This is a genomic window from Microvirga calopogonii, assembly GCF_003347665.1.
GTDB classification, from domain to species: Bacteria; Pseudomonadota; Alphaproteobacteria; order Rhizobiales; family Beijerinckiaceae; genus Microvirga; species Microvirga calopogonii.
In genome coordinates, this window is the sequence record NZ_QDGA01000016.1 from 44,695 (window position 1) to 66,721 (window position 22,027).

Genomic DNA, 22,027 nt, shown 5'->3' on the forward strand with positions numbered 1-22,027 from the left:
TCTACTCGGTGAGAGTGAAACGGAATGTCTCGGCCACGAGCCCCGGGCCGAAGGCCATTCCGAACCCGTTCGAGTTCCGGGGAGCATCCTGCATGATCCGGCCAAGAACGAACATCAGCGTCGCAGAGGACATGTTGCCGAAATCCCGCAGCACGCCCCGTGACCAGTGCAATGCATCTGGATCGAGGTCGAGGCCCTGTTCCACCGCGTCGAGGATCGTTCGTCCGCCGGCATGGACAGCCCAGAGATCGAATTCGTCCTTGCGCTGTCCTCGCAGGATGCCTCCGTCGTCGTTCCGGGTGGCCTCATGACGGAGGGCTTTGGTGATCTGCCAGGGGACATCACCGGACAGGCTCATTTCAAACCCTGCGTCGCCGATGCGCCAAGTGATGAGGTCCTGCGTATCGGGGATCGTGGCCACGCGGAAATCCTTGATCGCGATGCCGGTCGGGGCCGCAGAAACGAGGCTGGCCGCACATCCATCGCCGAAGAGCAGGGCGCTGAGGATCACCTCCATGTCGGAGGTCTCCTGAAGGTGGAGCGTGCAGAGCTCCAGGTTGACGACCAGCACCTTGGCGCTCGGCTCGGACCGGACGATGTGATGGGCCACCTTCAGGGCGTTGACGGCAGCAGCGCAGCCCATGAAGCCCACCATGGTCCGTTCGATGGACGGATTGAGCCCCAGCCGCTCCATGATCTGCTGATCCAGGCCTGGCGCCGTAAACCCGGTGCAGGAGGCCACGACCATGTGGCTGATCGATGCGAGATCGTCATTCAGGTCCAGGGCCTCGATGGCCTGTTGGGCGAGATCGACCGCATGGGTCTCGAAGCGCTTCATGCGGGCGCCCGTACCGGCAAACTGTCCCGGTTGGAAAAAGCCCTCCTGGTCAGCCGAGGCCCCAAGGTTCTCGCTCGGCATAAGGGTGGAATAGCGGTGCTCGATCCCGGAACGCTGGACCATCCGCCTGAAGATCAGTTTGTCTTTCCGTTCAGGCAGGAACTGATCGACGAAGCCAATGAAAGTCTGATGGACGTCATGCTGCGGAACGGCGGTGCCGATCCGATTGATATATGCACTTGCCAAGCGAACCACCCTGCCAATCCCGACCCGAAACGGAGCGATCGGGGCACTATGGAGACGAAGATAGGGCAGGTCCGAGGATGCGAAAACGAAAGCAGGCGTAGAAGTCGCACCCTAATGCGAAAGGGGCGAGGCCTCGCTTTCGGTTTGGGTTGAGGCGGCCGGAGCGGCATCCGGCTGGGGAGGCCGCTTGAGGGTCTGCTCCCGTGCGAAGATGAACAGGCCGGCGGCTACGACGATGAAGATGCCGACCAGCGCCATGGCATCCGGCCATTCGTCGAAGAACAATGCGCCGATGGCCAGAGCCCAGAGGATCTGGCTGTACTGGGCCGCGCCGAGACGGTCGGCCGGGGCGTACATGGTCGCGATGATGAACAGGGCCTGCGCGACGAAAGCGGTTGCCGCGAAGGCGAGCAGCAGCACCCATTGGTGGGGCGTCGGCCAGGCGAAACCCGGAACCATCAGGATGCCGGCGATGACGGTCGTCGCCAGGAAGACCGTGCCGATAAGAGTGAAGCGCTTTTCCGTGTGACCGATCATCCTGCCCGTGATGACGCCGCCTGCCGCGCACAAGGCCGCCGCGAGAGCCGCCAGATGGCCGGGTAGAAATTCCTTGAAGCCGGGACGCACGATGATCAGGACGCCGATGAAGGCGGCGCAGACCGCAAGGCCGCGGCGCCATCTGACATGTTCCTTCAGAACGAAGATCGACAGGATCGTCACGAGGCTCGGCATCAGGAACAGAAGGGCGAAGGCCTCCGCAAAGGGTAGGCTCCGGAAGGCCATGACGCTGAGCGGCGTCGTGATGGCGATCAGGAATACCCGAAGTCCCATGAGCCAGGGCCTGTTCCAACGAACGAGGTCGACAAGTTTGTCGCCGGGTTTCATGAAGACCGGGGACAGCAGGAACGGAATGAGGTAGCCGAAGAATGTCACCTCGAAGGGGTCGAGGCCATGGCCGATCTCCTTCACAACCGCATCGCCCCAGGCAAAAACGGCAAAGGCAAGAAAAGCAAGGAGAATACCTTTGACCATGTTCGACAATCCCGCGAGGTAGCGGTTGTGAGTATGCAATAGCGCGGGCTGTTGCGACCCGCGCGCCCAGATAGGATGAAGAGAATAGGGAAATTATCTCGGCATGACGAGGCGGGGGCGCTTCCGCTCGACGACGACGACTTTCGGTCCGTCCGCTCGCTCAGGCATCAGCACGCGCTCGGGCAGCCGCTCGGATCGGCGAGGCTGGGGCGCCGCCTTCAGCACGACGGGGCGTACCTCTTCCTCGGGGAGGCCCATGAGCTGCGCGGCGATCTCGACCTGGCTGTCGATATCATCCGTAAGACCCTGTGCCGCGACGATCGCCTCCTCCAGAACCGGGGGCTCTACGCGGGTCACGCGCCGGCTTCGGCTTTCGGACGATTTCTTCTTTGCTAGCATTGGGCTTCTCCTGGGCAGACCCCTTAACCCATTGAACTTCCGATTGCGTAGTGCGCGATTGAGACGGCAGGGCTGCATCCAGCGCAAGCGAGGCCGGTGCCCTCCCCATGGTGAACGCGACCCAGAGGGGACTTGATCCATGGTTCGTCCCGAAAAGCTGCAGAATTGGGGCTTTTACGTCTCCTGCCAGGGAGGAAACAGGATCGGTGTTATCCTATGTGAATAAGACCCATCAATCCTCCGATTAAGAGCGCCGGGACTCGACCTCGCTGCCCCGGTCGGCCATTGATGGTTGGAAGCGATGGCACGTCCGCACGTATATGGACGTGAGTTTGGCAGTCTGCGAACCAGGCGGCGCAGTCCATCCCGCAAGGAAAGGCATTCTCGTGTTCACAGCCAAGATTCTTCTCCTCGGATCGGGCGAGCTCGGGAAGGAGTTCGTGATCTCGGTCAAGCGCTATGGCTGCTATGTGGTGGCCTGCGACAGCTATCCCGGCGCTCCCGCCATGCAGGTAGCCGACGAGGCAGAGGTCTTCTCCATGCTCGATGCAGATGCTCTCAAACTCGCTATCGAGAAGCACCAGCCCGATTTCATCGTCCCGGAAATTGAGGCAATCCGTACGGAAGTGCTGCAGGATTTCGAGGACAAAGGCTTTACGGTCGTTCCTTCCGCCCGGGCCGCGTCGCTGACCATGAACCGCGACCGTATCCGGGAGCTTGCCGCAACCGAACTCGGCCTGCGCACGTCCAAGTACCGCTACGCGGAGAGCCTCGATGAGGTCAGGGAAGGGGCCGAGCACACGGGGCTGCCCTGCGTGATCAAGCCCGTTATGTCTTCATCCGGGAAGGGACAGAGCACGGTGCGTACGGCCGACCAGCTGGAGCAAGCCTGGAATGATGCCGTGGCGAACATGCGGGGGGACCGCAAGAAGGTGATCGTCGAGGAATTCATCGCCTTCGAATACGAGATAACCTTGCTGACGATCCGCTCCCGTGACGGTGTCTCGTTCTGTGAGCCCATCGGCCACCGCCAGGAGAGGGGCGATTACCAGGAATCCTGGCAGCCGACCCCGATGACCGAGAAGCTGCTCGGGGACGCGAAGGACATGGCGCGGAAGGTCGTCGACAATCTCGGCGGGTATGGCATCTTCGGGGTCGAGTTCTTCGTCACCCGCGACGAGGTGATTTTTTCCGAACTCTCGCCTCGTCCCCATGACACGGGTCTTGTGACGCTTCTCTCCCAGAACCTGTCGGAGTTTGATCTCCACGCCCGCGCCGTTCTCGGCCTTCCGATTCCCCAGGTCCGGCTGCACGGTGCCACCGCCTCCGCGGTGATCCTTGCTGACCGGGAGGCGGAACGGTTCAGGATCGACGGGCTGCGGGAGGCCCTCGCACTCGGCTCGACGGATGCCGACGTGGAGGTGCGCATCTTCGGGAAGCCCACGACCAGGAAACACCGCCGCATGGGTGTGGCTCTTGCCTCCGGTCACACGGTCGAAGAGGCGCGCGAAAAAGCGCGGCAGGCGGCGGCTCGGGTGCAGATCGAGTATGACGACTGAGCGGGTGTCCGATGAGGCGTCGCTCAAGAGGTGCCGGCGGCCCTCGCGTGACGCATCGGTCACAGTGACTGCACGAAATGCTTGGCCTTATGGTACTTGGCACAGGGCGGCCTAGATAAGGACAGGCTCTGTCCGGTATCAACGAGGGGGCTGGCGCCCGACCAGCGGTACGATTGCATAGAATCAACTTTGAAGCGCTTTTCAGTGCCTCGCCCAATCCCTACGTGCTGCTGGATCTCTCGCTCACCATAGTTGGGATGAACGACGCCTACCTCCAGGTGACCATGCGCGATCGAGAGGACCTGATCGGACGCAACATGTTCGATGCGTTTCCGAGCGATCCGGACTCTCCGAGCCATCGACAGTTGCGAGGCTCCTTCGACAAGGTCATCCGGGAGAAATCCGCCGACTATCTCTCATTGATCGAGTACGCCATTCCCTTGCCGAACGGCCAGGGCTTCGAGGAACGTTTTTGGAGCGCAACCCATACGCCGCTTTTCAATGAGGCAGGCGAAATGGCGTTCATCCTCCAGCACACGGTCGACGTGACTGAACTCCATCGGTTGCGGAATCTGGCGAAGAGCACGGTCCTGTCGGCCGGCCCGTCGGCCCTGATCGAGACGGATATGTTCCGCCGGGCCCAGGCGGTTCAGCAGGCTAACGAGGTGCTGAACGAAGAGCAGCGGCGCTTGCGGGGGCTGTTCCAGCAGGCGCCCGGGTTCATGGCAGCCCTGAGTGGGCCGGACCATGTCTTCACGATGGCCAACACGGCCTATCTTCAAGTGGTGGGCCGCGAAAACATCGTTGGCAAGTCCGTCCGGGAGGCATTGCCCGAGGTAGTGGACCAGGGCTTCATCGAGCTTCTCGACCGCGTTTATCAAAGCGGTCAGCCTTTCGTGGGTCGAAGCATCCGCATCTTCCTGGAGCAGGGTGCCGGAGCCCTTCCAGATGAACGCTTTCTGGATTTCGTTTATCAGCCGATCTTTGATCCCAACGGACAGGTGTCCGGGATTTTCGTGCAGGGGCACGATGTCACGGAGCAGAAACGCACCGAGGAGGCTCTCCGAGAGAGCGAGGAGCGGTTCCGCGCCATCGCCAACTCGATTGATCAGATGATCTGGGCGACGCGCCCGGACGGTTTCCACGATTACTATAATCAGCGCTGGTACGAGTATACCGGGGTCCCGGAGGGCTCGACCGACGGCGAGGCCTGGAACGGCATGTTCCACCCGGGCGATCAAGAGCGTGCATGGACGATCTGGCGCCGGTGCCTGGAAACGGGTGAGCCATACCACATCGAGTATCGGCTACGGCATCGCTCCGGCGAGTACCGCTGGGTCCTTGGCCGGGCGCAGCCGGTCCGTGACGAGGAGGGGCGGATCAAGCGTTGGTTCGGAACCTGTACGGACATCCACGATTTGAAGCAGGCGCAGGACGCGCTTCGCGAGAGTCGGGAGCGGGCACTGCGCACCGAAGAGGAAACCCGCAGACTGGCATCGGTTCTAGCCGAGCGGGTAACGGAACTCGATGCGGCGAACGAGGAAATCCAACGCTTCGCCTACATTGTCAGCCATGATCTGAGAGCCCCGCTCGTCAATATCATGGGGTTCACCAGCGAGCTTGAAGGGGCCCAGGCGGAGATCGAGCGGCTCTGGAGGAATATCCAGCAAGCCAACCCCAGCCTTATCTCGCCGGCAGTGCGCGAGGCCATCGAATCCGACCTGCCGGAGGCCATCGGCTTCATCCGGTCTTCAACGGTCAAGATGGACAAGCTGATCGGGGCGATCCTGAAGCTCTCTCGCGAGGGACGACGGGTCCTGGCCCCAGAACCCATCGGCATGGCGCGAATGTTGGAGGCTCAGCGCCAAAGCGTCGCACACCAATTATCGGAACGGGGAGCGGAACTCCTGCTGGAGCCTGTTCCCGACCTCACCAGCGACCGGCTTGCCATCGAACAGATCTTCGGAAACCTCATCGACAACGCTGTAAAGTACCTCGACCCGTCCCGCCCTGGCAGGATTGTGGTCCGCGGGCATGACCTTGGGGAGAGTGTCGTCTACGAGGTCGAGGATAACGGACGGGGGATCGATCGTAAGGATTTCGAGCGCATCTTCGACCTGTTCCGCCGCTCCGGTGTCCAGGATCAGCAAGGCGAGGGAATCGGACTTGCACATGTGCGCGCTCTCGTGCGAAGGCTCGGCGGTACGATTTCGGTTTCGTCCCGCCGAGGGGAAGGCTCGACCTTCACCGTCGTCCTGCCAAGCTATCTCAGTATGAGTTCGGAAGCCGCCTGATGCCTCAGCAACAGCCCGTTATCATCATTATGGTCGAGGACGACGAAGGACATGCCCGCCTGATCGAGAAGAACATCCGTCGGGCCGGCGTCTGCAACGAGCTTCGGACCTTTGCCAGCGGGACGGCGGCCCTGGACCACCTGTTCAGCGATGAGGTTCGCAATGCAGGCCCGTTCCTTGTCCTGCTCGACCTCAACCTGCCGGACATGAACGGGGTCGACATTCTCGCCAGGCTGAAGGGCGACGAGAAGCTGAGACGTGCGCCGGTGGTGGTGCTCACGACCACCGACGATCAGCGTGAAGTGCAACGCTGCTACGATCTCGGCGCCAATGTCTACATCACCAAGCCGGTGGAATATGAGTCCTTCTCGCAGGCTATCCGCCAGCTTGGGCTGTTCCTGTCGGTCATTCAGCTACCCGAAACCCTATGAGCCAGGGCGCTGCCGAAGCTGAACCGATCCGGCTTCTGTACATTGATGACGATCACGGGCTGGGCCGTCTGGTCGAGCGTTCTCTGTCACGCCACGGCTTTCAGGTCAGGCATGCCCTCAGCGGCGACGAGGGGTTGAGCCGGCTTGCCGCCGAGCGCTTCGACGTCGTCGCCCTCGATCACTTCATGCCCGGCAAGGAGGGCCTCGAAGTCCTTTCCGAGATTCGGACCCTGTCCGACCCGCCGCCGGTCGTCTACGTGACCGGGGCCGATGAGGGGAGGATTGCGGTCGCGGCCCTCAAGGCTGGTGCGGCTGATTACGTGATCAAGGATGTCGGTGGCGTCTTCCTCGATCTCCTCCGAACGGCTGCCGAGCAGGCATTGGCCGCCGAGAGGCTCCGTCAGGAGAAGGAAGCGGCTGAAAGGGAAATGCGCGAGGCCCGGGAGCGGGCCGAGATGCTGCTGCGAGAGGTCAACCATCGCGTCGCCAACAGTTTGCAGCTGGTCGCATCCCTCGTCGCCATGCAGCAGCGGGCGCTCGGCAGCGACACCGTCGCGCGGGACACGCTGACCGAAACGCAGAGCCGTATTACGGCCATCTCCCAGATTCACCGGCGACTTTACACCTCGAACGACGTCCGTTTCGTCGAAATGGACACCTATCTGGAGGGGCTCGTCGAGGAGCTGGAAGGCGCCATGCGCGCCGCCGGGCGGGAGCATACGATCACATTGCGGGCGCAGCCCGTCTCGATCCCCACCGACAAGGCTGTCTCTGTCGGCGTCATCGTGACGGAGCTTGTCACGAACGCATTCAAATATGCCTATCCGGCTGGAAAGGCCGGCGATATCCGGGTTGCCCTGTCGTCCGACAAAGGACATGCGATTCTGACCGTCGAGGATGACGGGGTCGGATGGAAAGGGACTGGGGTGGTGCAGGGGAGTGGCCTTGGCACGAAGATCGTGAGGGCCATGGCATCCAATCTGCAATCCGTTATCGAGTTCGACCAGACATACTCGGGGACGCGGGCCGTCCTGTCCTTCGCGATCTGACTTACCTGACCACGCTCAGCGCGACTGGTTGTTCTTCGAGCCTCCGCCACTCAGGCGCGCTCGGATTTCTCCGACAATGATGTTCAACTCTCGCTGCAGCCGGTTGAGCCGCGAGAGCAACTCTCCATCCGGCATCCCTGTCGTGTTCGGACGCTCCTCTCCATTGGGAGCCGAGTGCGTCATGCTGCGCAACTCCTCCAATGTCGTCGGGCCGATATTGGGGACAGTCAGCCATTGGGCATCCGAGATGCTGGCGACTTCGCGGATGGTGGGGCACCGTCCTTTGAATTCGGCCAGAATCGCTCCCCGGACGCGTCCGGAGCATTTCTCGATTGGAAATGGATCATCCAAACCCATCTCGCGCCCTCGCACACCCACCAGTGAGATCCCGTCCATCAATGCCTGCCACCCTGGAACTTAGCTTTTTAGGACATTCAATGCGTAGCGATTATATGCACAAAAGAGCAGACGACCTTTAGGAGATGGCGGCATGCGTTCGGAGTAGCCAAATTGATCTTGGAAACAAGCTTTGCTGTTTTTGCGTTTGTGCAAGGTTCTGAGATTGGGCCAGGCTGGCCGTCGGGACGTCTGAGCTTCTATCGAGTCTAGTGGTATTCCCATTGGGCACGGGCATTCGAAATGACATTTCTCGAGCAATTTTCCCACGATTGTTCCGATACATGTCATTATTAGCCGGCAACCTTATTGCCGTCCTGGCTATTGATGATAATCAAGGGGATCGTGCCGTATTTCGCGATTCCAGAGGATTGAATGTCTGCAACCTCCGTCTTGATCCACCTTTTCGGTGAGATTGCCCTGCTTTTGTGGGGCATCAACATGGTCAATAGCGGGGTTCAGCGCGCTTTCGGCAGCGATCTTCGTTGGATTCTGGGCGTAGCGCTAAGGACGCGTCTGCAGGCCTTCCTCGCTGGACTGGGCGTAACGACGGTCCTGCAAAGCAGCACGGCGACGGCATTGATGGTGGCGTCCTTCACGGCTGGAGGCGCGGTCGATATCGTTCCGGCTCTGGCTGTGATGCTCGGGGCGAACGTGGGCACCACGCTTATCGTGCAGGTGCTTTCGTTCGACGTGTCGTTGATCTTTCCGGCGCTGATTTTCGGCGGTTTCGTAGCTTACCGCCGCGGAAGAACGAGTCGGATCAAGGATCTGGGCCGCGTGACCATCGGCCTGGGGCTGATGTTGCTTTCGCTGCATCTCCTCGGCGAAACGATCAGGCCCATTGAATCGTCGAAGGTCATCAAGGACCTTCTGGCCGTCATCGCGCCCGATCCACTGATCCTGGTGCTCCTGTCCGCGCTCTTTGCATGGCTCGCCCATTCCAGCGTTGCCGCGTTGCTGTTCATCATGTCGCTTGCGGGAGCCGGCGTCATCGATGCTCATTCGGCTTTGGTCATGGTGCTGGGCGCCAATCTCGGCAGCTCCCTCAACCCCCTGCTGGAGGGAACCGGAGGCGATCCCGTCAAACTGCGCGTACCGTTCGGCAACTTCGCCATGCGGGTCATCGGCTGCCTCGTGACGTTTCCGCTGATCGACCCGATCCTCTCTGCCATGTCGGTCTTCGACGCCCATCCGGAACGTCTGGCCGCGAATTTTCATACGCTTTTCAATCTCGTGGTTGCGGTAATCTTCATCCTGCCGCTGCCCTGGATTGCGCAGCTGCTGTTGAAGGTCTTTCCCGAGAAGCTCCGCGCCTCCGATCCGGGCACGCCGCAATATCTCGACAGGGATGCTCTCGATACTCCGTCCGTGGCCCTGTCCAACGCGGCCCGCGAAGTCCTGCGCATGGTCGATACCGTCGAGTCCATGCTGAGGAGTTCGCAGGATCTCTTCCGGGAGGACGATATCAGCCGGGTGGATCAGGTGAGCCGCACGGACGACGTGCTCGACAGGCTGTTCAGCGCGATCCGCCGTTATCTGAGTTCGATCAACCACGAAACCCTGAGCGAGGCGGAGGCGAAGCGCCTCTCGGATATCCTCGCCTTCGCCATTAATCTGGAACATGTGGGCGACATCATCGACAAGAACCTGATGGAACTGGCCGCCAAGCGCATCAAGAACCATCTGCGCCTGCCGAAGGACAGCCTGGAGGACATCACCAGCATGCATGCGAAGCTTCTGGAGCATCTGCAGCTTGCGGCATCAGTCCTGATGTTCCAGGACCTGGGTTCTGCCCGCAGGCTCGTCTCCGAGAAGGAGCGCTTCCGTGATCTCGAACGGGCGGTCGCGCAGAAGCATCTCGAACAGCTCCGGTCCGGCCGCGCCGTCGGCGATACCAGTGCGCTTCAGCTCGACATCGTACGCGATCTGAAGCGCATCGAGGCGCATATCGCTTCCACCGGACATTCGCTCCTCGAGCAGAGCGGGGAGCTCAAGCCCAGCCGCCTGACGTCGTGAGCCCAGGATCACATCTTCTCCATCAGGGCGCGCCAGTCCATGTAGCGGGCAGGTTCGGGAAGACCGATGTCGCGCCGCTCGTGATCGGACAGGGCGCCCAGGTCCCGGATCACGGGCTGCGTCTTCCGGAAATCCGGGCGGAACCAGAGCTTCAACCGCAGCCAAGCGCTTTCGACGCCGCGAACGCGGCGCGCATCTTCGTATCTCATGACAGCCTACCGTGATGGTTTGCCAGGGCTCCAGGGCCGTGGTGATGGGAAAGAGGATGCGCTTGTCAGGAAAACTTGACAAAGCAATTGCCGATAGGCTGGCATAAGGTAGCCTTATGGATCATCATGTCTAATCCGCCTTCCAAACTCCCTCCCATGAGCGCCGTCCGAGTCTTCGAGGCGGCTGCCCGGCATCAGAGCTTTACCCGCGCTGCCGAAGAACTCGGCATGACGCAGGCTGCGGTGAGCTACCAGATCAAGATTCTCGAAGACCGGGTCGGAGCACAGCTCTTCAACCGCTTGCCCCGCCAAGTGACCCTGACGACCAAGGGGCGCCAGCTTGCGCCCGCCGTAACGGAAGCCTTCGAAGCCCTTCGGAATGCGTTCTCGGGTGTTGAAGAGACGCTGCAAACAGTCCTGTCGCTCACGACCCTATCCACCTTCGCTTCCAACTGGCTCGTGCCGCGCCTGGGGCGCTTCCGGCAGCTTCATCCGAACATTGCCGTTCAGATCTCCGTCTCGACCGAGATAGTGGAGCTTGGTCGCAGCGAGTTCGACATCGGGATCAGGAGCGGCACAGGAGACTGGCCGGGACTCGAGACACATGTCCTGTTTCCGAACCAGTTCATCCCGGTGTGCAGCCCCGAATTGCTCAAAAACGTCGAGTTGCGGGAGCCCATCGATATTCTCAAACTCCCGCTCATCTCTCCGAGCGATCCCTGGTGGCAGGACTGGTTCGCCGCTGCAGGAGAGACGAATGTCGACCTCTCGCGGCGCCCCGACAATTCGCTGGGGGTCCAGCAGCTCGAGGGCATGGCTGCCATCGCCGGGCAGGGCGTCGCGCTCATCAATCCCTTTTTCTTTCCCGAGGACTTGGCCTCCGGACGGCTGGTGAAGCCATTCGATCTGCTGGCCACCACGGACCGGAGCTACTGGCTCGTTTATCCGAAGGCCCGGAGACGCTCCGCAAAGGTCGAGGCTTTCAGGGATTGGGTGTTGAGCGAGGTGGCAGGGGACAGCGAGGCGGCGGATTGCAGGGCCAATGCGAAAACCGGGGCGTGACGCCCCGGTTTTCATCACTTCTTATTCCGCCGCCTGCGCTTCTGCGGGCTTGGGCTTCAGATGGACGAGCATGTCGATGAGCGCCCGGTCGTGGAGAACGACCATCCGCTCCTTGTTGTGCAACCAGCTGACGGCATCGTCGATGGTTTCGGCATCGACGAGTTTAGCCTCCGCGAGGGCCCGCTCCGTCTCGATGATGCCGCGCTTGCGGGGCAGGGCGGGCGGCAACATTTCGAGGTGCCGCTCCCGCAGGTTGGCATCCTCATAGATGGCCCGGACACTGTCGGCGTCGTCAAAGCCGAAAGCGGCATTGCGAGCCTGCAGCTCGTTTGCGCGCGTCGCGATGGCAGGCGGCTGGTACTCCTCGGGCGTACGCAGAAGCCCCAGCCGTTTCAGCGCCAGACCGGCGCCGAGTTGGCCGCTGAGCCAGGAAAGGGGAATGGCAAGCAGCAGGCCGATGATCGTGGGGGACATCCAAAGGAACAGGGATGTGGCGATCATGAAGGCGGAGATGCCGGCCAGTATTCCGAGAACCGTGTGGGCGCGGTGGCGGCGCACGATATCCTTGAATGGGATGGATCCGTCGTCGCGACGCTGCGGCTGCCAGCCCGTGTCGCGTCCGAGCAGGATCTGGAAGACCGAGCCCGACTGGATGAGCATCAGGATCGGTGCCAGGAGCGCGGAGAGGATGATCTCGATCGTGGACGAGATGATCAGCCGGATGCCTCCTCCCGATGCCCGCCGGTCGCTGCTGCGGATGAGCATCAGCAGGAGACCGAAGATCTTCGGGGCCAGCAGGATCCCCATGGTCAGCGCGAAGAGCGCCAGGGCTCGCTCGGGGTCGAACCGGGGCCAGATCGGATAAAGGCGGAAGTCACGGGCGAAATATTCCGGCCGGATGTAGGTGGTCTGCAGGACCAGCGCGATACCGACGATCAGCTGGAACAGCCAGAACGGTGAGGCGAGATAGGACATGATGCCGGTGGCGAAGTGCTGTCGCGTCGGCAGCTTCAGGCCTTTGGCCCCGATGACCCGCATGTGCTGGAGATTGCCTTGGCACCAGCGCCTGTCACGAGCCGACAGGTCGATGAGGGACGGCGGGCTCTCTTCATAGGAGCCCTGCAGATCCGCCAGCATATAGACCGACCATCCGGCACGGCGCAGAAGGGCCGCCTCGACGAAGTCATGGCTCAGGATATGGCCGCCGAAGGGAGGTTTGCCCTTCAGGTCGGGCAGCCCGCCATGGGCGGCGAAGGCCTTGGTCCGGATGATCGCATTATGGCCCCAGTAATTGCCGTCTCGCCCCATCCAGACTGCGAGGCCCATCGCGATGACCGGACCCGTGACACGCGCGGCATATTGCTGAAGCCGGGCAAAGAGCGTGTTGCGGTTGATGATGAGCGGCAGCGACTGAATGATTCCCGCATCGGGATCGGCTTCCATGGCGGCAGCCAAGCGCACGATGCACTCACCCGTCATGAGGCTGTCGGCGTCGAGGACCAGCATGTGCTCGTAATGCCCGCCCCAGCGGGACACGAAATCGGCAATGTTGCCGGCCTTGCGATGGTGGTTCTTCTGGCGATGGCGGTAGTAGAACCTCGCTCCCGGGCCAAGACGCTCCCTTAGGGCAAGGAATGCCCGCTCCTCCGCCACCCAGGCATCCGGATTCGTAGTATCGGACAGGATGAAGTAGTCGAAATGGTCACCGAGGCCTGTCGCCTCGACCGATTCATGGATCGCTTCCAGGGCTGCAAAGGTCCGGTCCGTCTGCTCGTTATAGACAGGCATGACGATGGCAGTGCGCTGCTTCAGCGAAGCAGGCAGGTGCCCCCTGTGTCCGGGGCGCCGCAGCAGGGCGAAGAAGCCTAACAGGGCGCTGGTGAAAGCGACTGCGATCCAGGAGAAGTTCACGGTGAACAGCGCAACGAGCACCCACTGGAGCGCCGTCGTCCGGCTCACCGACACGACTTGGTACATCTCGTAGGTGCCGTAGGCGGTCAGCAGCAATCCGCCTCCGAAAACGAAAAGGCGGGCGAGCCAGATCCCCAGCTTGGGGTGCTGGTGAAGCGGCCGGCGCTCCTCCGATTCCGACCAGCGGCGAAGCGACTGGGTCGGCATGTCCAGGTGCTTTTCCGGCGGCATAGAGGGTGTGGGCCGTCCGAGGGCGGCCACGTTCGGGTTAGAGTCGGGACCTACGGTGTCCAACGATAAAGCCATGTCTCGCTAATCGGTTTCCCGCCTGCTTCAAGGATCAGGCGCATCTCACACGCGTTTTCGTTGCCCGGGTCAAGCTCGAACGCAACACGTACTGTCTTTCGTTCCGGATATGGCAAAAGTTTGAGGTTCTGAAACGTTCCAGGGCCAACGGTCAGAACCGATTTTAGGTCCGTCGGCAGATTGTCGCCCAGCGCGTCGCCGGTAAAGTCGACCGTGAATCGCCGTCTCCTGCCCCCGCTGCCCCGGCCCGAGCGCGTCGCCGATACGGTTGCAAGGGGCGGCCGTTCAGGGGCGTTCCATCCCCAATACTGCCGGTACGCAATGGCGACTTCGGACCCGGCCGCCATCGGCGCCTTCGGACGCCAATAGGTCAGAATATTGTCGTTGATTTCCGAGTCGGTCGGAATTTCGAGCAGCTGGACGCTGCCTTGGCCCCAATCGCCCAACGGCTCGATCCAGAGGCTCGGCTTGCGCTCGAATCGCTGGTCGTCGTCCTGGAAGGCTTCATAGGAACGCTCCCGCTGCAGCAGGCCGAATCCACGTGGTGAGCTGTCGACGAAGGCCGAAATCTGAAGAGTTTCGGGATTGTGCAGCGGACGCCACAGCCATTCTCCCGAGCCGTTCAGCATCTGGAGCCCGGAGGATTCGTAGACGGCGGGGCGGATGTCGTCCGAGTTGAGAAGATCGTTCGGCCCATAGAGGTAGGTCGAGGCGATCCCCCCGAGGCCCACATGCTCCAGGTTGACGCGAGGGAAGAGGGTCATCTCCACGTCGACGATGGTCATGTCGCCAGGGCGGAACGTCATTCGCACCGCGCCGGTGGTCGATTCCGAATCGAGTACGCCATGCACGGTGATGGCGTTGCTCCCTACGGCCGGACGTTCGAGCCAGAATGCACGGAAAACCGGAAATTCCTCACCACGTGCTTCGGCCGGGCGCAAGGTCAGAGCCCGGGCGATCGCACCGTAAGACTGGCCGCGTGCGATGGCACGGAAGAAGGTGCCGCCCTGAACGAAGGCGAAGTCGAACGGTTTCCCGTTTCCGAGCTGCGCGATCAGCTTGAAGCCCGAAAAGCCGATATCCGGCAGATTGTTCGGCGGATTGATGCGGCCATAATCGAACTGGCTCGGGCTGAAGCCGATCCGTCTGACGGCGCCATCCTCCACGAGGTAGAGATCCACCGCATCCCTGAACACGAAGCCTCGATGAAGCGGCTCGACGGAGATGCCGCGGTTTTCCGTGCTCCAGATGGCCGGCTGATTGTAGCGGATGGTGGAGTATTGCTCCTGATTCAGGTTGCCGAACACATCCGGCAGATCGTTCGGGGCGGCTACATACGGCTTCTTGGAGAGCTGCCGTGCAATATCGATCACAACCGCCGGGTCGAACCGCTGATTCTCGCCCATCCTTGCTGAAATTGTCGCTTGAGGTGTTTGGGCTCGGACGGCAGGCGCGTATGCGAGCCCGGCGACGGAGACGCCGATATAGGCCAGCATGTCGCGCCGGCGAGGATGAAAAGGGGAGGAACCCCTTGGCGGAACCGGCACAGCGATACTCTTGTGTGAACGAGGCTCTTCAGCCAGACAGTTGGAATGCCCTATACATATCGTCAATCGTGAGCATGAAGTAAACGCAGCTGGCGGTGGAAAGCGCCTCATTGCTTATGAAAAGATTGCTGAAATACCCCTTCGGACTAAGTTCGACACCAAAGTGTCACGGGATTGAAACTGTATGACCTCGCCTGACTCCTTCAAGACGCCATCGTCACGTAGCTGCCTTGCCGTCGTACTGGCCGCAGGTGAGGGAACCCGGATGAAATCCGGAAAGCCCAAGGTCCTGCACCAGGTGGCGAACCGTTCCATGGTCGGCCATGTGCTTGCCACTCTCGCGAAAGCCGGCGCCTCGAGTGTTGCTGCGGTCATCGGGCCGGACCGGGACGATGTCGCGAAGGAAGTGCAGAAGGGTTTTCCCGAAGCGCGGATCTTCGTTCAAAAGGATCGGCTCGGGACAGCCCATGCGGTGCTGAGTGCCCGGGAGGCTCTGGCCCTTGGAGCGGACGATGTCATCATCGCCTTCGGCGATACGCCGCTCGTCCTGGCCGAAACCTTCGCCAAGCTCCGGGCTCCGCTCGCGCAAGGGGCCGGCGTTGTGGCCATGGGTTTCGAGGCGAAGGATCCCACTGGTTATGGCCGTTTCATCACATCCGGCGATGAGCTTCTAGCCATCCGCGAGCACAAGGACGCCAGCGAGGCCGAGCGCAGGATCACGCTCTGCAACGGCGGCTTGATGGCAATCCGCGGCGACCTTGCCCTCACGTTGCTCGACCAAGTCAGAAATGACAACGCGAAGGGCGAGTACTATCTCACGGACATCGTCGAGATCGCTCGCTCCCTTGGATATAGGACAGCCGCCGTGGTCGTCCCTGAAGACGAGGTTCACGGCGTCAACGACCGGGCCCAGCTCGCGGCAGCCGAGCGGATCATCCAGGAGCGGCTGCGCCAGGAGGCCATGGCATCGGGTGTGACCCTCGTGGCTCCCGAGACGGTCTTCTTCAGCCATGACACCCGTCTTGGACAGGATGTCGTGGTGGAGCCTCATGTCGTCTTCGGTCCCGGCGTTGTTGTCGAGGAGGGGGCTGTCGTGCATAGCTTCAGCCACCTTGAGGGCACGCGGATTGCATCCGGAGCCGGCGTCGGGCCCTTCGCGCGGCTGCGCCCGGGCGCCTCGATCGGTCCCAAGGCCAAGGTCGGCAATTTCGTCGAGATCAAGAACACGGAGCTCGGGGCCGGCGCCAAGGTGAGCCACCTGACCTATCTGGGCGATGCCAGCATCGGAGCCGAGGTCAATATCGGCGCGGGCACGATCACCTGCAATTACGACGGATACGGCAAGTACCGGACGGAGATCGGCGAGGGAGCCTTCATCGGCTCGAACTCCTCACTCGTGGCTCCCATCACCATCGGCAAAGGAGCTTTCGTCGGATCCGGGTCGGTTATTACGGACAATATCCCTGAGAACGCTTTGGCCCTCGGCCGCGGACGTCAGATTGTAAAAGAAGGCTGGGCCCTTGCATTCAGAGAGAAGGCTCAGGCCGCCAAGAAGAAATAAGGACCCTTGTCACAATAGGTTACGCAAGTTGATTCCGCCGTAAGGCCGAGCCTCTGTAAGGACACCTCGGAGCTTAGCGGCTGTCGGATTAGATGGAGGAAGTTTCAGGGCATGTGCGGAATCGTTGGAATTGTCGGAAAGACTCCTGTCGCGCCACAGATCGTGGAGGCTCTCAAGCGGCTGGAGTATCGCGGGTACGATTCCGCCGGCGTCGCGACTCTGGAGGAAGGCCGGCTCGACCGCCGGCGTGCCGAGGGCAAGCTGCGCAATCTGGAGACCAAGCTCTCCCAGGCCCCGCTCTCCGGTGTGATCGGCATCGGCCACACCCGGTGGGCCACTCATGGCAAGCCCAATGAGACCAATGCCCATCCCCATGCGACCGATAAGCTCGCGGTCGTCCATAACGGTATCATCGAGAACTTCCGGGAGCTGAAGACGGGGCTCGAGGCGAAGGGGGTGCGGTTCGAGACGGAGACCGATACCGAAGTGGTTGCCCAACTCGTGACCTATGAGATTCGCCAGGGACGGCTACCCATCGAAGCGGTCGCCGTGACCTTGCCGCGCCTGCGCGGTGCTTTCGCGCTCGGATTCCTGTTCTCGGGTGAGGACGACCTGCTGATCGGCGCCCGCCACGGCGCACCCCTCGCCATCGGCTATGGCGAGGGCGAGATGTATCTCGGCTCGGACGCTCTGGCCTTGGCCCCGTTCACGGATGAGGTGGTCTATCTGGATGACGGCGATTGGGCGATCCTGACCCGTAGAGGGGCCGATATCCGGGACGAGAGCGGCAAGCCGGTGCAACGGGTCCGACACAGGATACCGGTTGGTTCCTTCCTAGCCGACAAGGGCAATTACCGCCATTTCATGGCCAAGGAGATCCATGAACAGGCGGAGGTCGTGGGCCGCACGCTCGCCCATTACGTGAACTTCGGAGCCGAGCGCGTTGAACTGCCAGTCGAATTGCCTTTCGACTTCAGGGACCTGAAGCGGATCTCCATCTCCGCCTGCGGAACCGCGTATCTCGCGGGGCTGATCTCGAAATACTGGTTCGAGCGTCTGGCGCGCATCCCGGTCGAGATCGATGTCGCGTCCGAGTTCCGTTACCGGGAGGCTCCTCTGGAGCCAGGCGGCTTGGCATTGTTCGTGTCCCAATCGGGCGAGACGGCGGATACGCTGGCTTCGCTCCGCTATGCCACCGCCGAGAAGCAGCATACGCTCTCCGTGGTGAACGTGCCGACCTCCACCATGGCGCGCGAGAGCAATGTCATCGCGCAGACGCTAGCGGGCGTCGAGGTGGGCGTGGCCTCGACCAAGGCCTTCACCTGCCAGCTCACGGTCCTCCTGTCTCTTGCCATCGCGGCCGGCCGGGCGCGCGGCGCCCTCAGTGCCGAGGAGGAGAAGGAGCTGGTCAATGCCCTCATTGCCGTTCCTGGTCAGATGACCGAGGCCATGAAGCGCGAGCATCAGATCGAAATCCTGGCCCGCGACCTCTCCAAGGCGAAGGACGTGCTGTATCTCGGGCGCGGCACGTCCTATCCACTCGCCATGGAAGGAGCTTTGAAGCTCAAGGAAATCTCGTACATTCACGCTGAAGGCTATGCGGCGGGCGAGCTCAAGCACGGTCCCATTGCGCTCATCGACGAGACGATGCCCGTGATCGTGATCGCGCCGCACGACAACATCTTCGAGAAGACTGTGTCCAACATGCAGGAAGTGGCCGCCCGCGGTGGACGCATCATCCTCATCACGGACGAGCGCGGTGCGCTGGAAGCCGGTCTCGACACCATGGCGACCATTATCCTGCCGTCCGCGCATCCGGTCGTGGCACCGATCGTGAACGCGGTTCCGATCCAGCTGCTCGCCTATCACACGGCCGTTTTCATGGGCAAAGACGTGGATCAGCCGCGCAATCTCGCGAAATCCGTCACGGTGGAATGAAACCTCCGGGTTATGCCATCCGCCTGGCGCGGCGGGACGATCTGGACCGGCTCGGGGCCGTCGAGCGCTCCGCTGCGTCGGTCTTTCGCGACGTCGGTCTGGCGTGGCTCGCCGACGGTGATACGATGAATCCGGGCGTCTTGGCCGATCTCTGCCGAGGCGGGACGCTGTGGGTGGCTGCTGACGGAAACGACGAGCCGGTCGGCTTTCTCGCCGGCCACGAGCTGGATGGCTCGTTCTACATCGCGGAGGTCTCGGTTGCCCAGTCGCACCAGCGCCAGGGAATTGGTGTCCGGTTGATAGAAGCTGCCATAGACCATGGCAGGCGACTGGGATTCGGTGCCATTACGCTGTCGACCTATCGTGACCTGTCGTGGAACGGGCCGTTTTATGCCCGATTGGGGTTCGTCGAGGTCGACCCGGACGAGGCCGGAGCTCGGCACCGCGAGAAGCTGCGGGACGAGGCAGCGGCTGGGCACGATCCGGCCCGGCGCTGCATCATGGCGCTGCGCCTCGATCAGCCCGCCCGCAGCAGCCGGATCGCCGAGTCCCGTTCGAACAGGTAGAGCAGCACCCGCAGAGCCTGTCCCCGCTCACTCACGAGATCGGGATCGCGGTCCACGATCAGGCGGGCGTCGTCCCGGGCGGCTCCGAGGAGATCGCCGTCCACCTCCAGTCGGGCGAGCTTGAAACCCGGCGTTCCGGATTGGCGCGTGCCGAGGACCTCGCCTTCGCCGCGCAGGCGCAGGTCCTCTTCGGCAATGCGGAAGCCGTCCTCGGTCTGGCGCATCATCTCGAGCCGGGCCTGGGCGACCTGGCCCAAGGGTCCCTTGTAGACCAGCAGGCAGGTCGATGATTTCGAGCCCCGGCCGATGCGGCCGCGCAGCTGGTGGAGTTGGGCGAGGCCGAAGCGCTCGGCGTGCTCGATGACCATGATCGTGGCGTTCGGCACGTCGACTCCGACCTCGATCACCGTGGTGGAGACGAGGATCTTGGTCTCGCCGCCGGAGAAGCGCTCCATGGCGGCATCCTTGTCCTTGCCGGCCATCTTGCCGTGGACGAGGCCGACCTGATCGCCGAAGAAGCTCTTCAGCATCTCGTAGCGCTCCTCCGCGGCCGCGAGATCGATGGATTCGGATTCGCCCACGAGCGGGCAGACCCAATAGACCTGATCGCCGTTGGCGATGGCGCGGCCGATGCCGCCGACCACCTCGTCGAGCCGGTCGATGGCAATGAGCTTCGTGCCGATGGGCTTGCGGCCGGCAGGCTTTTCGCTCAGCACCGACACGTCCATGTCGCCGAAATAGGTGAGCGCCAGGGTGCGCGGGATCGGGGTGGCGGTCATGACGAGAATGTCGACCGCCTCGCCCTTGGAGCCGAGCGCGAGGCGCTGGTGCACGCCGAAGCGGTGCTGCTCGTCCACCACGGCGACGCCGAGGTCCTGGAACGCCACGCCTTCCTGGAACAGGGCGTGGGTGCCGACCGCGATCTGGATGCTGCCGTCCGCGAGTCCCGCCAGGATGGTCCGGCGCGCGACGCCTTTCTCCCGCCCGGTGAGCAGGGTGATGGTGAGCCCCGCCTGTTCGGCCATGGGGGCGAGGCGTTCGTAGTGCTGGCGGGCGAGGATTTCGGTCGGGGCCATCATGGCGGCCTGCCGGCCCGCCTCGATGGCGCTCGCCATGGTGAGCAGGCCGACCACCGTCTTGCCCGAGCCCACATCGCCCTGGAGCAGGCGCAGCATCTTCTTGTCGGACGTGAGGTCGTGCCGGATGTCCTCGATGGCCCGGGCCTGCGAGCCGGTGAGCCCGAAGGGCAGGGCGGCCTTCAGCCGTTCGACCAGATGGCCGTCTCCGGCGTTCACCCGGCCCGGCAGCCGCCGCATGCGGCTGCGCACGAGCGCCAAGGCCAGCTGGGAGGCCAGCAGCTCGTCATAGGCGAGGCGCCGGCGCGGCGCGGACTTGGCGATCGCCTCCTCGGAGAGCTGCGCGGCGTTGTCGGGCTTGTGCAGGGCAAACAGCGCCTGCCGGAAATCGGGCAGGGCGTTCCGGTCGAGCCAGGCCGCATCCTGCCATTCCGGCAGACCGGGGATCTTTTCGAGGGCGGCTCCGATAAACTTGCCCACCATCCGCGAGGAGAGACCCTCGGTGAGGCCATAGACCGCCTCGACGGCGGGCAGGTCCGCGATGCCCTTCTCGTCCAGGATCCGGTCCGGATGGACCATCTGGCGCCGTCCGTCCCATAGCTCGATCTTGCCCGACACGTAGCGGCGCTCGCCCACCGGTAGGATCTTTTCGAGGCGGGCCTTCTGGCCGTTGAAGAAGACCAGTGTCACGTCGCCGGTCTCGTCTTCCACGAGGATCCGGTAGGGAGCCCGGCGGCCGGGCGGCGGGGGACGATGCCCCACGACGGTCACGGAAAGCGTCACCGGCTCGCCCACGGGGGCATCGGCGACCGATCCCTTCATCTCCCGGGAGATGCCGCTGGTCGGCACGTGGAACAGCAGGTCCATGACGCGCGTGGGCTTGCCCGGCTCGCCGAGGAGACGGTCCAGCAGGGGGGCGATCTTCGGGCCGACGCCGGGAAGGGTGTTGGCAGGGGCGAAGAACGGATCGAGGATGGACGGACGCAATGACATTCAAACGGGTGGCATCTGGAAGGGAGATGGTTATATAGCGGCTAGAGCATCGGACCCAAAAGTGGAATGCACTTTTGGGAGCTATCCGATGCTCATTGCTTTAGGCGGCGCATCGTGGGGCCCTCTTGGTCCGCGCGATGCGCTGGGTCGCCTGGAGGCGACGTTATCTTTGATCGATCGGAGCAAAGCCATGAGCGGAACGACACGCAGCAGCGCCGGCCTCGACACCCGCCGCAGGCAGATCCTGTATCGCTCCTGGCATCGCGGCATGCGGGAGATGGACCTGATCATGGGCCGCTTCGCGGATGCGGAGATCGGCGAGCTGTCCGAGGAGGACCTCGACGAGTTCGAGCGCCTGATCGAGGTGACCGACCGCGACCTGCTCGGCTGGATCACGGGCGAGATCGAAACGCCCTCCAATTACGACACGCCGCTGTTCAAGAGGCTGAAGGCGTTCCACACCCACACGTCGCCGATTCACAGCTGACGCTCACCACGTCATGGCCGGCCTCGTGCCGGCCATCCCGATAAGGAAAGGCTCGGCGCTTCAATTGGTCGGGATCACCGGCACAAGGCCGGTGATGACGTGGGTGGT

At 62.5% G+C, this 22,027-nt stretch carries 18 protein-coding genes; 10 read left to right on the forward strand and 8 right to left on the reverse strand.

Annotated elements, in window-relative coordinates:
• Nucleotide 1: 1 nt before the first annotated feature.
• The 3 genes from DDF70_RS14645 to DDF70_RS14655 form a co-directional block, all read right to left on the reverse strand.
• A complete protein-coding gene (locus DDF70_RS14645; protein ID WP_114945593.1) occupies nt 2–1,093 on the reverse strand; it encodes a type III polyketide synthase in 1,092 nt (363 codons plus the stop codon).
• Nucleotides 1,094–1,195: 102 nt separating this feature from the next.
• Complete coding sequence (locus tag DDF70_RS14650) at nt 1,196–2,116, reverse strand: DMT family transporter (protein WP_114945594.1); 921 nt, start codon at nt 2,114–2,116, stop codon at nt 1,196–1,198.
• Between the two features lie 93 nt (nt 2,117–2,209).
• Nucleotides 2,210–2,515: a hypothetical protein gene (locus DDF70_RS14655; RefSeq protein ID WP_114945595.1), complete on the reverse strand. Its 306-nt coding sequence runs from the start codon at nt 2,513–2,515 to the stop codon at nt 2,210–2,212.
• A 386-nt stretch (nt 2,516–2,901) separates the two neighbouring features.
• On the opposite strand from DDF70_RS14655, the gene purT reads away from it, so the two are divergent.
• The 4 genes from purT (at nt 2,902) to DDF70_RS14675 (ending at nt 7,848) form a co-directional block, all read left to right on the forward strand.
• On the forward strand, nt 2,902–4,074 hold the full coding sequence (purT, locus tag DDF70_RS14660; RefSeq protein ID WP_114945596.1) for a formate-dependent phosphoribosylglycinamide formyltransferase: 1,173 nt from the start codon (nt 2,902–2,904) through the stop codon (nt 4,072–4,074).
• Nucleotides 4,075–4,247: 173 nt separating this feature from the next.
• Nucleotides 4,248–6,368, forward strand: a complete 2,121-nt coding sequence (locus DDF70_RS14665; RefSeq protein WP_114945597.1) for a PAS domain-containing protein — start codon at nt 4,248–4,250, stop codon at nt 6,366–6,368.
• Entirely contained in the window at nt 6,368–6,799 is a 432-nt protein-coding gene (locus DDF70_RS14670) for a response regulator (protein ID WP_114945598.1), read from the forward strand. Before DDF70_RS14665 ends, DDF70_RS14670 begins: the two co-directional genes overlap by 1 nt.
• Nucleotides 6,796–7,848 (forward strand): sensor histidine kinase, encoded by a 1,053-nt coding sequence (locus tag DDF70_RS14675; RefSeq protein ID WP_114945599.1) that lies wholly within the window; start codon nt 6,796–6,798, stop codon nt 7,846–7,848. Before DDF70_RS14670 ends, DDF70_RS14675 begins: the two co-directional genes overlap by 4 nt.
• 15 nt (nt 7,849–7,863) lie before the next feature.
• On the opposite strand, the gene DDF70_RS14680 is transcribed toward DDF70_RS14675, so the two are convergent.
• Complete coding sequence (locus DDF70_RS14680) at nt 7,864–8,244, reverse strand: hypothetical protein (RefSeq protein WP_114945600.1); 381 nt, start codon at nt 8,242–8,244, stop codon at nt 7,864–7,866.
• Nucleotides 8,245–8,619: 375 nt separating this feature from the next.
• On the opposite strand from DDF70_RS14680, the gene DDF70_RS14685 reads away from it, so the two are divergent.
• Nucleotides 8,620–10,263: a Na/Pi cotransporter family protein gene (locus DDF70_RS14685; RefSeq protein ID WP_114945601.1), complete on the forward strand. Its 1,644-nt coding sequence runs from the start codon at nt 8,620–8,622 to the stop codon at nt 10,261–10,263.
• Nucleotides 10,264–10,271: 8 nt separating this feature from the next.
• On the opposite strand, the gene DDF70_RS14690 is transcribed toward DDF70_RS14685, so the two are convergent.
• On the reverse strand, nt 10,272–10,472 hold the full coding sequence (locus DDF70_RS14690) for a hypothetical protein (RefSeq protein ID WP_114945602.1): 201 nt from the start codon (nt 10,470–10,472) through the stop codon (nt 10,272–10,274).
• 126 nt (nt 10,473–10,598) lie between these two features.
• Here DDF70_RS14690 and gcvA point away from each other — a divergent pair, with 126 nt between their 5' ends.
• Nucleotides 10,599–11,534 (forward strand): transcriptional regulator GcvA, encoded by a 936-nt coding sequence (gene gcvA, locus DDF70_RS14695; RefSeq protein ID WP_114945603.1) that lies wholly within the window; start codon nt 10,599–10,601, stop codon nt 11,532–11,534.
• Between the two features lie 21 nt (nt 11,535–11,555).
• On the opposite strand, the gene mdoH is transcribed toward gcvA, so the two are convergent.
• Nucleotides 11,556–13,751 (reverse strand): glucans biosynthesis glucosyltransferase MdoH, encoded by a 2,196-nt coding sequence (mdoH, locus tag DDF70_RS14700; protein ID WP_114945604.1) that lies wholly within the window; start codon nt 13,749–13,751, stop codon nt 11,556–11,558.
• Nucleotides 13,727–15,157 carry an OpgD/OpgG family glucan biosynthesis protein gene (locus DDF70_RS14705; protein WP_114945605.1) on the reverse strand — a complete coding sequence of 477 codons (1,431 nt, stop codon included), beginning with the start codon at nt 15,155–15,157 and terminating at the stop codon, nt 13,727–13,729. The genes mdoH and DDF70_RS14705 overlap by 25 nt, the downstream gene beginning before the upstream one ends.
• Nucleotides 15,158–15,482: 325 nt before the next feature.
• Here DDF70_RS14705 and glmU point away from each other — a divergent pair, with 325 nt between their 5' ends.
• From glmU to DDF70_RS14720, 3 genes are all read left to right on the forward strand, one after another.
• On the forward strand, nt 15,483–16,859 hold the full coding sequence (glmU, locus tag DDF70_RS14710) for a bifunctional UDP-N-acetylglucosamine diphosphorylase/glucosamine-1-phosphate N-acetyltransferase GlmU (RefSeq protein WP_114945606.1): 1,377 nt from the start codon (nt 15,483–15,485) through the stop codon (nt 16,857–16,859).
• Between the two features lie 111 nt (nt 16,860–16,970).
• Nucleotides 16,971–18,797, forward strand: coding sequence for a glutamine--fructose-6-phosphate transaminase (isomerizing) (gene glmS / locus DDF70_RS14715; protein WP_114945607.1), 1,827 nt, complete (start codon nt 16,971–16,973; stop codon nt 18,795–18,797).
• Nucleotides 18,794–19,363, forward strand: a complete 570-nt coding sequence (locus tag DDF70_RS14720) for a GNAT family N-acetyltransferase (RefSeq protein WP_114945608.1) — start codon at nt 18,794–18,796, stop codon at nt 19,361–19,363. The genes glmS and DDF70_RS14720 overlap by 4 nt, the downstream gene beginning before the upstream one ends.
• Here DDF70_RS14720 and recG read toward each other — a convergent pair.
• Nucleotides 19,315–21,432, reverse strand: coding sequence for an ATP-dependent DNA helicase RecG (gene recG / locus DDF70_RS14725; protein WP_114945609.1), 2,118 nt, complete (start codon nt 21,430–21,432; stop codon nt 19,315–19,317). The two genes, DDF70_RS14720 and recG, sit on opposite strands and share 49 nt — an antisense overlap.
• A 190-nt stretch (nt 21,433–21,622) precedes the next feature.
• On the opposite strand from recG, the gene DDF70_RS14730 reads away from it, so the two are divergent.
• Nucleotides 21,623–21,919: an FAD assembly factor SdhE gene (locus DDF70_RS14730; protein WP_114945649.1), complete on the forward strand. Its 297-nt coding sequence runs from the start codon at nt 21,623–21,625 to the stop codon at nt 21,917–21,919.
• The last annotated feature ends 108 nt before the right edge of the window (nt 21,920–22,027 follow it).

Coding starts and splice junctions, on each gene's coding strand:
- gcvA (WP_114945603.1), top strand. CDS start 10,599: ATGTCTAATCCGCCTTCCAAACTCCCTCCCATGAGCGCCGTCCGAGTC.
- DDF70_RS14680 (WP_114945600.1), bottom strand. CDS start 8,244: ATGGACGGGATCTCACTGGTGGGTGTGCGAGGGCGCGAGATGGGTTTG.
- recG (WP_114945609.1), bottom strand. CDS start 21,432: ATGTCATTGCGTCCGTCCATCCTCGATCCGTTCTTCGCCCCTGCCAAC.
- mdoH (WP_114945604.1), bottom strand. CDS start 13,751: ATGGCTTTATCGTTGGACACCGTAGGTCCCGACTCTAACCCGAACGTG.
- DDF70_RS14705 (WP_114945605.1), bottom strand. CDS start 15,157: ATGGGCGAGAATCAGCGGTTCGACCCGGCGGTTGTGATCGATATTGCA.
- DDF70_RS14650 (WP_114945594.1), bottom strand. CDS start 2,116: ATGGTCAAAGGTATTCTCCTTGCTTTTCTTGCCTTTGCCGTTTTTGCC.
- DDF70_RS14730 (WP_114945649.1), top strand. CDS start 21,623: ATGAGCGGAACGACACGCAGCAGCGCCGGCCTCGACACCCGCCGCAGG.
- DDF70_RS14720 (WP_114945608.1), top strand. CDS start 18,794: ATGAAACCTCCGGGTTATGCCATCCGCCTGGCGCGGCGGGACGATCTG.
- DDF70_RS14690 (WP_114945602.1), bottom strand. CDS start 10,472: ATGAGATACGAAGATGCGCGCCGCGTTCGCGGCGTCGAAAGCGCTTGG.
- DDF70_RS14675 (WP_114945599.1), top strand. CDS start 6,796: ATGAGCCAGGGCGCTGCCGAAGCTGAACCGATCCGGCTTCTGTACATT.
- DDF70_RS14670 (WP_114945598.1), top strand. CDS start 6,368: ATGCCTCAGCAACAGCCCGTTATCATCATTATGGTCGAGGACGACGAA.
- glmU (WP_114945606.1), top strand. CDS start 15,483: ATGACCTCGCCTGACTCCTTCAAGACGCCATCGTCACGTAGCTGCCTT.
- DDF70_RS14685 (WP_114945601.1), top strand. CDS start 8,620: ATGTCTGCAACCTCCGTCTTGATCCACCTTTTCGGTGAGATTGCCCTG.
- glmS (WP_114945607.1), top strand. CDS start 16,971: ATGTGCGGAATCGTTGGAATTGTCGGAAAGACTCCTGTCGCGCCACAG.
- DDF70_RS14655 (WP_114945595.1), bottom strand. CDS start 2,515: ATGCTAGCAAAGAAGAAATCGTCCGAAAGCCGAAGCCGGCGCGTGACC.